Below are 9,023 nucleotides of genomic sequence, written 5' to 3' on the forward strand. Positions count from 1 at the left end.
GTCCCCGCCCCCGCGGCGGCCTCCCCCCCGCCCGCCGCCCCCCCCGCCCCCCCCCCGGGGGGGGGGGGGGGGGGGGCCCCCCCCTCGCCGCGAACTGCTCGCCTGTAGGAGCGCCCCACCCCCGGCCCCTCCCCTGAAGGGGAGGGGTGGGTTCACTTCATGTCATCCTGCTATAGGGGCACGCCCCCTCCACCAGCCTGCGGCTGGTCCCCCTCCCCGTGCCGGGGAGGATCAGTGGGTCGCCGCCTCGATCGCCTTGGCTTCGGCCTTCACCCCGTCCCCGCGCAGCGCGGTCAGGAACAGTTCGCACCACCAGAACACATCCTCACGCCGGACATTGTCGATCAGGCTTTCCCAACGCCGGATGCGCTCGTCGCGCGGCATGGTCAGTGCCTGGACGATCGCGTCGGACATTTCCTCCGCGCTATAGGGGTTGATGAGGACCGCGTCCTTCAGCTGCTCGGCCGCGCCCGCAAAGCGCGACAGGATCAGCACGCCGGGGTCTTCCGGGTCCTGCGCCGCGACATATTCCTTGGCGACCAGGTTCATCCCGTCGCGCAACGGCGTGACCAGCCCGATCCGCGCCGCGCGATAGATGCCCGCCAGCACCGGGCGCGGAAACCCCTTGTTCACGTAGCGGATCGGCACCCAGTCAATATCGGCATATTCGCCGTTGATTCGCCCCGACAGCGAATCGAGATTGGCGCGGATTTCCTGATAGGTGTTCACCTTCTCGCGGCTGGGCGGCGCGATCTGGAGCATATAGACCAGCGCGCGCCGCTCCGGATTGCTTTGCAGGAAACGCTCATAGCCCAGGAAGCGTTCGGCCAGCCCCTTGGAGTAATCCAGCCGGTCGACCCCGACGATCAGGCTGCGCCCGGTTGCCGACATATACATGCGTTCGCGCGCGAACCGGGCGTCATGGCCGTTGGCGGCCGCCTCGAACTCCTTGGTCTCGATGCCGATCGGCGCGCGGATCGCCTGGATGGTGCGGCCGTTCCACGTCACTTCGCCATTGTCGCCGAGCGTCCCGCCCAGCTCCTTGGTCACATAGTCGCGGAAGCTGTCCAGCCAGTCCTCGGTATGGAAGCCGACGACGTCATAGGCGAAGAGCGATTCCACCAGCTTGCGATGGCTGGGCAACGACATCAGCAGCCGCACCGGCGGCCAGGGGATGTGGAGGAAAAAGCCGATCCGGTTCTTGAACCCCCGCTTGCGCAGGTCGCGGCCCAGCGGGATCAGGTGATAGTCATGGACCCATACCAGATCGTCGGGTTCGATCAGCGGCTGGACGGTATCGGCAAAGCGCTCGTTGACGCGGGCATAGCCGGAATCAAAGTCGCGCTCGAACTCGGTCAGGTCGATGCGATAGTGGAAGAGCGGCCACAGCGTCCGGTTGGCATAGCCGTTATAATATTCGTCGATATCCTGCTCTTCCAGATCGATGGTGGCGGTGGTGACGCCGCCGCCCTGCTGGAAATTGATATGGCCGCTGAACTCCTCAGTGGTCTCCCCCGACCAGCCGAACCAGATACCGCCTTGTTCGCGCAACGCGGCGAGGAGTGCGACCGCCAGCCCGCCCTGATTTCCGCCCGGCCCGGTGGTGGGCGGCTGGACCCGGTTCGAGATGACGATCAGGCGACTCATCGCACGGCACTCCATGGTTTACTCAGCAGGACGGCGCAGTTGATCAGGCCGACCAGCGAATAGGTTTGCGGATAATTCCCCCACAGCTCGCCCGTATTCGGGTCAATATCCTCGGACAGAAGCCCGGCGGGGGTGCAACGCGCCACCATCTCCTCAAACAGCGCGCGGGCGTCGTCGTGACGCCCGGTCACATATAACGCTTCGATCAGCCAAAAAGTGCAGACATTGAAGGCGGTATGCGGCAGGCCGAAGTCATCCTCGGTTGCATAGCGCAGCATGTGGCTGCCCCGGCGCAGCCCCTTTTCGACCGCGTCCAGCGTCGAGCGGAAGCGGGGGTCGTCGGGCGACAGGAAGCGCAGGTCGAGCAGTTGGATGATGCTGGCGTCGAGATCGTCGCCGCCGAAGGTCGCCGACATGCGCTGCGTTTCGGGGCGCCACGCGGCCTGCTCGATCGTCTCGCGCATCAGGTCGGCGCGCTCCTGCCAGAAGGCACGGCGCTCCTCGAGACCCAGCGCCTGTGCGGCATTGGCGAGCCGGTCGCACGCCGCCCAGCACATGGCGGCGGAGTACGTGTGGACATGGCTCTTGGTGCGCAGCTCCCACAGGCCCGCATCGGGCTGGTCGTACTTGGCCCAGGCACGCTCGCCGACGCGCTCCAGCGAGTGGAAATCCTCGACCCCCGACATGCGGAACAGGCGGGTGTCGAAGAAGGCCTGCACGTCGGACAGCACGATCTGGCCGTACGCATCGTGCTGGATCTGCTCATAGGCCTGATTGCCGACACGCACCGGCCCCATGGCGCGGTAGCCGGGCAGCTTGGTCTCGATCCGCTCGACCAAAGTCGGCTCGCCTCCAACGCCGTAGAGCGGCTGGATATGCCCGCCCTTGGCCGCATCGACAATGTTGCGCAGATATTCGAGATACCCTTCCAGCACGTCGAGTGCGCCCAGCCGGTTGAGCGCCTGCACCGTGTAATAGGCGTCCCTGATCCAGCAGTAGCGATAATCCCAGTTGCGCCCCGAATCGGCATGTTCGGGCAGCGACGTGGTGAGTGCGGCGACGATCGCGCCCGTTTCCTCGTGCTGGCACAGTTTCAGCGTGATCGCGGCGCGGATGACGACCGCCTGCCACTCGACCGGGGTCGCCAGGCCGCGCACCCAGTGATGCCATTCATGCGTGGTGCGCTCCAGCATGGCGCGGCTCGCCTCGCTCAGCACGCCCGCAAAGCTCTCGTCCGGCCCCAGGAACATGTGGATCGGGCGTTCCAGCCGGAACCACTGCTCGGCGGCGATATGACCGACGGGCGCATCCGTCGTCAGGCGGAGCGTCTGCTGCGTCATCAGATAGCGGATATGGTTGGACCCTTGGGTGCGCTCGGTGGGCGTGCCCCAGTCGGTCGCGACGCGGAGCGCGATGCGGATGCGCGGGGAGCCGATCGGCCGGACGATCCGCACATAGCTGGTCGGGCGATAGACGCGGCCTTCGCGCGAAAAGCGCGGGCAGAAATCGGTAATCTCGATGCCGTTGCCCCGGTCGTCCATATGGGTCGTGACCAGGATCGGGGTGTTGCGCAAATAGCCCTGCGTGGTCGAGACCCGGTCCTCCAGGTCGATCGACCAGTACCCCGTCTCCGGCTCGCCATCGCCCAGCAGCGCGCAGAATGCCGGATCGCCATCGACACGCGGTACGCAGCCCCAGACGAAACGCCCGGTCGAGTCGATCAGCGCCGACACTTGGCAATTGCCGATCGGCCAGAGGTTCATGTCCTGTTGCATTATTCGGCATTCTCCAGCGCTTGGGCGAGCCATGAATGGACGGCGGCGACATCGGGCAGGCGGTAACGGGCGGCGGTGTCGCGCATCGGACCAACCAGCACACCCGCGCCGCCCAGCCGGGCGGCGGCTTCGAAGCCGTCCTCGTCGGTCACGTCGTCGCCGAAGAAGATCGGGACCGTCCCTCGCATGGCCGGTGCCTGCATCAGCGTCTCGATCGCCTGCCCCTTGTCGCCGGGCAGGCGGACCTCGACCATCATCTTGCCGGGTTGCAGGGTCAGGCCGTGGCGCTCGGCGATGGCGGTGGCTTCACGCAGGGCGAGCGGCTCCGCATCAGGGTTGCGGCGGTAGTGGAGCCCGGCGCCGAAGCTCTTGGTCTCGAAATACAGGTCGTTGGCCTCGGCCACCGCGCGCATTTCGTCGGTCGCGGTGGCGAGATGCGCGGGCTTTTCGGGCTGGTCGTGGCCGTCTTCGGGGCTGCGGCGTTCGGCGCCGTGGCTGCCCGCCAGCGTGAAATGCTCGGCCTGCGGACCGAACAGCGCGTCGAGCTGTGCGATCGAGCGGCCGCTGACGATGGCGAGACGGCCGGGCATGTGGGCGGCCAGCGCGTCCAGCCGGTCGGCGAGTTCGGTGCTGACATGCACCCCTTCGGGATTGTCGGCGAGGTCGACCAGCGTGCCGTCGAAGTCGAGGAACAGGCTGTCCGTCGCGGACAGGCGAGGCGGGGGCGGGGCAAGGTCGGCCAGCATGGGCGAAAGCATAGCGGATGCGGACATGCCGAGTGAACCCATCCCCGCCGCTGGCGTTCCGCTGCGCTGCCGAAATGATTACGGAAGGGGCAGAGTCGCGTGGTTCTGCCTAACCGCATGCGTTGAGGCACGCCCCCTCCCGCAGGCGGGAGGGGGATGGGGGGAGGGCCCTCTCCGCGTGCCACATCGCCTGTGGCTTTTCCCTCCCCCAGCCCCTCCCGCTTGCGGGAGGGGAGAAGAAGGGGGCTGGCGGTGCGGATCAGTTCCGGCGCTTACCGCTTGGCACGCCCCCTCCCGCAAGCGGGAGGGGGATGGGGGGAGGGCCTTCTCCGCGGGTTGCATCGCTTGTGGCCTTCCCTCCCCCAACCCCTCCCGCTTGCGGGAGGGGAGCAAGAAGGGGAGCGGATCGTGTTTGCGCTGATCGCTTGAGGCGGGCACGCCCCCTCCCGCCTGCGGGAGGGGAGAAAGAAGAACGTAAAAAAAAGGGCCGGCGATCGCTCGCCAGCCCCTTTCATTCCGAACCGTAAAACCGGGCCTTTAGTACACCCGCTTCTTCGGCTTGATATACTCGATATCGTCGGTCAGCGTGTAATCGTGCACCGGGCGATAGTCGATTTCGACCCCGCCGCCCTGACCACCCCAGCCGTCGAAGGTCGCGACGGTGTGCTTCATCCAGTTGGCGTCGTCGCGATCGGGGAAGTCCTCGTTCACGTGCGCGCCGCGGCTTTCCTTGCGGTTCAGCGCCGATTCCATCGTCACGACCGCTTGGCTGATCAGATTGTCCAGCTCGAGCGTCTCGACCAGATCGGTGTTCCAGATCAGCGAGCGATCCTTGATGCCGATGTCCTTCATCCGGTCATAAGTCGCGCGGATCATCTCGCGACCTTCGGTCAGCAGCTCGTCGGTGCGGAACACGGCGCAGTGGCGCTGCATCGTCTTCTGCATCTCGCTGCGTACCTGCGCGGTGGTCGAGCCACCGGCGGCATTGCGGAAGTGATCGAGGCGGCTGAGCGCCAGCTCTTCCGAGCCCTTGGGCAGCGGCGCGTGCGGCGTGCCGGGCTTCAACGTATCCTTGATGCGCAGGCCGGTCGCACGGCCGAACACGACGAGGTCGATCAGCGAGTTGGAGCCCAGGCGGTTCGCACCGTGAACCGACACGCAGGCCGCTTCGCCGACCGCGAACAGGCCGGGGACGACCGAGTCCGGGTTGCCGTCCTTCAGACGGACGACTTCGCCGTGATAGTTGGTCGGAATACCGCCCATATTATAGTGGACGGTCGGCGTGACGGGCAGCGGCTGGCGGGTCAGGTCGACACCGGCGAAGATCTTGCCGGTCTCGGTGATGCCGGGCAGGCGCTCGGCCAGGACCTTCGGGTCGATATGGTCGAGGTGGAGGTAGATATGATCCCCCTCCTTGCCGACGCCGCGCCCTTCGCGGATTTCCATCGCCATCGAACGCGACACGACGTCGCGGCTGGCCAGGTCCTTCGCCGACGGCGCGTAACGCTCCATGAAGCGCTCGCCCTCGGAGTTGGTGAGGTAACCGCCCTCACCGCGCGCACCCTCAGTGATGAGGACGCCAGCACCATAGATGCCGGTCGGGTGGAACTGCACGAATTCCATGTCCTGCAGCGGCAGGCCGGCGCGCAGCACCATGCCGCCGCCGTCACCCGTGCAGGTGTGCGCCGAGGTGGCCGAGAAATAGCAGCGGCCATAGCCGCCGGTCGCCAGCACGACATTGTGGGCGCGGAACCGGTGGATCGAACCGTCTTCCATGCACAAGGCGATCACGCCGCGGCAATTGCCCTGATCGTCCATGATCAGGTCGAGCGCGAAATATTCGATGAAGAAGTCCGCGTCATACTTCAACGACTGCTGGTACAGCGCGTGCAGCATGGCGTGGCCGGTACGGTCGGCGGCGGCGCAGGTGCGCTGCGCAGGCGGGCCTTCGCCCATATTCTGCATCATGCCGCCGAAGGGGCGCTGATAGATCTTGCCCTCTTCGGTGCGGCTGAACGGCACGCCGGCGTGCTCCAGCTCGTAGACGGCGGCGGGCGCCTCGCGGCACAGATATTCGATCGCGTCCTGGTCGCCCAGCCAGTCCGACCCCTTGACGGTGTCGTACATATGCCAGGTCCAGTGGTCGGGACCCATATTGCCGAGCGAGGCGGCGATGCCGCCCTGCGCGGCGACGGTGTGGCTGCGCGTCGGGAACACCTTGGTGATGCAGGCGGTCTTCAGACCGGCTTCCGCGATACCCATGGTGGCGCGCAGGCCCGAACCGCCCGCGCCCACGACGACGGCGTCATAGGTATGGTCGATGATCTTGTAGGCGGCAGCAGACATTATGCAGCGGCTCCGAAGGCGATCTTGAGGATCGAGAAGATGGCGATGGCGGCGGTCGTGAAGACGAACAGGTTCATGACGACGAGCAGCGCGACCCGGTTTTGGTCCTGCTCATAATCCTCGATCACGACCTGGAGGCCCAGGCGCATGTGATAGAAGATCGACGCGACCAGCATCACCATGGGAATGGCGGCCCAGGGATTGGCCAGCCACAGCCGCATCGCGGCATAGTCATAGGACGGCTGGCGCAGGATCGAGATCAGCAGCCAGACGACCAGCAGGAAGTTCGACCCCGCCGTCAGGCGCTGGTTGAGCCAGTGATGGGTGCCCGACTTGGCCGAGCCCAGGCCGCGTACGCGGCCGATCGCGGTTCCGGAACGCATCACTTGATCCCCAGATAGAGCCAGAAGGCCACCGTCATCACGACGGCGAAGACGATGGTGGCTTGCGCCTGACGCTTGTTCGACTTCAGCTCGAAGCCTGCGCCCACATCCATGAACAGGTGGCGGATGCCGTTGGCCATGTGCTGGAACAGGCAGGCGGTCAGGCCGATGCCGACGATATTGCCGATGATGTTGAGACGGCCCGACTGGACGGTGAAGACGTCGCGGAAGATCGCATAGCTTTCGGGGCCGGCGGCGACGGCCGCCAGGAACCACACGAGCAACGCCGTGCCCACGGTCGCCATGCCCGTGCCGGTGGCGCGGTGCAGGATGGAGACCAGCATGTTGGGGCCCCATTTCCAAATCTGGAGGTGGGGGGAAAGCGGGCGTGCGGTGTTGCGGGCGGCCAAGGGCAGATCCTCGAACAGTCTAAGGTCGGGCTGGTTTGCGGATACGCCTATGGTGAAGACGCCGTCAGGATGCAAGTCGCGAGGCGCATTTGCGCAAGCCTGAGGCGGATGTTTCGCATGCCGCCGGCCCCTCCGCAACGCGGCTAACGCGCCCTTAACGCTTTCCGGGTCAGAGTCGCAGGCGTCGGGTTCCCATGGGCCCGGCGCGTGCCAGTGTGCCCGACACAAAGGGAGCCGCGTTTTGAAGTCCGACCTGCCATCGTCCACGATCATCACCGCCGAGATCGACCTCGACACGCGGATTCGCGCCTTTGACGGGGGCGACGGCTCGCTCGTCCGGCTGGCGTCGGAGCTCTGGCCGCTGATCGATCCGCGCGCCGACGAGGTGATCGACGCCTATTGGCAGCATTGGCGCACGGCCAATCCGCACCAGCCCGAATGGTCGCCGCTCGATCGTGACCGGCAGCGGACGGCGGGGCGCGCCTATCTGCGCAACCGATTCTGCAATCTGGCGGGGCGCGACTGGGTCGAGTCGCTGGGCCGTTCGGTTTCCGCCGCCTATGGCGCGGGCGTTCCGCCCATGGAGGTGCTGGCCATGTCCTGCGCCAGCGACCGGGCGGCGCTCAAGGTGCTGCTCGACGTCATCCCGGAGGAAGACCCGCGCCGCACCGCGCTGATCGATACGCTGATGCGGTTGTTCGGGATGGAGACCGAGCTGACCGTCGAACTGTTCGCCGGCTATGAGCGCTGGACCGCCGAGCGGCAGCGCGAGCGGCTGGCGGGGGATTTCCGCAACGGCATCGCGACCGTGGTCGAGAATGCGACGATCGAGGGCCGCGACCTGCGTCGTCAGGCGCAAGAGGCATCGCTGTCGACGCGCGGCATGCTGGGCAAGTCGAGCGAGGTCGCCGCCGCCGCCGAACAGTCGGCGGTCGCGATGCGCGAGGCGGCGCAGACCGCCGCAGGCCTCATCCGCGCGATCGAGGATGCCCGCGCCGAGGTCGACCAGGCCGCCGATGTCGCCAACCGCGCCGCCGCGCAGGCCGGCCAGGCGGTCGGCATGTCGGAGATGCTGTCCGACCACGCCAAGTCGATCGAATCGATCCTGGGCCTGATCCGCGACATCGCCGGGCAGACCAATCTGCTGGCGCTGAACGCCACGATCGAGGCCGCGCGCGCCGGCGATGCCGGCCGGGGCTTTGCCGTGGTCGCGCAGGAGGTGAAGAGCCTCGCCAGCCAGACCGCGCGCGCCACCGACGACATCGCGACCAAGATCGCCGCGATCCAGGCCGCGACCAAGTCGACGGTCGACACCAACGCCTCGATCAAGGCGACGGTCAACGAGTTGCAGGCCTCGGCCGAGCATATCCGCTATGCCATGGAGGCGCAGGCGCAGACGGTGACCGCGATCACGGCGGCGGTCGACGAAACCGCGCTCGCCGCCGACTCGATGTCGCACACCATCGCCGCGATCCGCGCCGATACCGAGAATGTCGCGCAGGAGATCGATCAGGTCGGGCGCGGCTTCGAAAGCCTCGACACCCAGCTGGGCGAATTGAAGACCAGCGCCACCCAGTTCGTCGCCCGCGTCGCGGCGTGACTCTAATTCCTCCCCTGCAAGGGGATCGTTGCGAAACATCGCGATGGCGTTGCGTGAAGGCCAATGGGGGCCAAGCAGACCTGCTTTAGGCATTCGCGGGTCCTGCTGGCTTTGGT

The 9,023-nt window shown here is 66.6% G+C and carries 7 protein-coding genes; 1 reads left to right on the forward strand and 6 read right to left on the reverse strand.

The window, feature by feature from the left end; translation table 11 throughout:
* Positions 1-231: 231 nt before the first annotated feature.
* The 6 genes from GGR48_RS17645 to sdhC all read right to left on the reverse strand — a co-directional run bounded on the left by GGR48_RS17645 (position 232) and on the right by sdhC (position 7,307).
* Positions 232-1,647 carry an alpha,alpha-trehalose-phosphate synthase (UDP-forming) gene (locus GGR48_RS17645; RefSeq protein ID WP_183953151.1) on the reverse strand — a complete coding sequence of 472 codons (1,416 nt, stop codon included), beginning with the start codon at positions 1,645-1,647 and terminating at the stop codon, positions 232-234.
* Positions 1,644-3,410 (reverse strand): glycoside hydrolase family 15 protein, encoded by a 1,767-nt coding sequence (locus GGR48_RS17650; protein ID WP_425326511.1) that lies wholly within the window; start codon positions 3,408-3,410, stop codon positions 1,644-1,646. The genes GGR48_RS17645 and GGR48_RS17650 overlap by 4 nt, the downstream gene beginning before the upstream one ends.
* Positions 3,411-3,421: 11 nt before the next feature.
* On the reverse strand, positions 3,422-4,195 hold the full coding sequence (otsB, locus tag GGR48_RS17655) for a trehalose-phosphatase (protein WP_240455961.1): 774 nt from the start codon (positions 4,193-4,195) through the stop codon (positions 3,422-3,424).
* A 510-nt stretch (positions 4,196-4,705) separates the two neighbouring features.
* Positions 4,706-6,514 (reverse strand): succinate dehydrogenase flavoprotein subunit, encoded by a 1,809-nt coding sequence (sdhA, locus tag GGR48_RS17660; RefSeq protein ID WP_183953153.1) that lies wholly within the window; start codon positions 6,512-6,514, stop codon positions 4,706-4,708.
* Positions 6,514-6,897 (reverse strand): succinate dehydrogenase, hydrophobic membrane anchor protein, encoded by a 384-nt coding sequence (gene sdhD, locus GGR48_RS17665; protein WP_183953154.1) that lies wholly within the window; start codon positions 6,895-6,897, stop codon positions 6,514-6,516. Before sdhD ends, sdhA begins: the two co-directional genes overlap by 1 nt.
* The gene (gene sdhC / locus GGR48_RS17670) at positions 6,897-7,307 is read right to left on the reverse strand and encodes a succinate dehydrogenase, cytochrome b556 subunit (protein ID WP_276207989.1); all 411 of its coding nucleotides are present in this window, start codon (positions 7,305-7,307) and stop codon (positions 6,897-6,899) included. Before sdhC ends, sdhD begins: the two co-directional genes overlap by 1 nt.
* Positions 7,308-7,548: 241 nt before the next feature.
* Here sdhC and GGR48_RS17675 point away from each other — a divergent pair, with 241 nt between their 5' ends.
* A complete protein-coding gene (locus tag GGR48_RS17675; RefSeq protein WP_240455959.1) occupies positions 7,549-8,907 on the forward strand; it encodes a methyl-accepting chemotaxis protein in 1,359 nt (452 codons plus the stop codon).
* Positions 8,908-9,023 lie beyond the last annotated feature (116 nt).

It is taken from the genome of Sphingomonas pseudosanguinis (assembly GCF_014196255.1).
Lineage (GTDB): Bacteria > Pseudomonadota > Alphaproteobacteria > Sphingomonadales > Sphingomonadaceae > Sphingomonas > Sphingomonas pseudosanguinis.

Bases quoted from the DNA above. Each gene is read 5' to 3' on its own strand.
- sdhA (WP_183953153.1), bottom strand. From the start codon at position 6,514: ATGTCTGCTGCCGCCTACAAGATCATCGACCATACCTATGACGCCGTC.
- sdhD (WP_183953154.1), bottom strand. From the start codon at position 6,897: ATGCGTTCCGGAACCGCGATCGGCCGCGTACGCGGCCTGGGCTCGGCC.
- otsB (WP_240455961.1), bottom strand. From the start codon at position 4,195: ATGTCCGCATCCGCTATGCTTTCGCCCATGCTGGCCGACCTTGCCCCG.
- GGR48_RS17650 (WP_425326511.1), bottom strand. From the start codon at position 3,410: ATGAACCTCTGGCCGATCGGCAATTGCCAAGTGTCGGCGCTGATCGAC.
- GGR48_RS17645 (WP_183953151.1), bottom strand. From the start codon at position 1,647: ATGAGTCGCCTGATCGTCATCTCGAACCGGGTCCAGCCGCCCACCACC.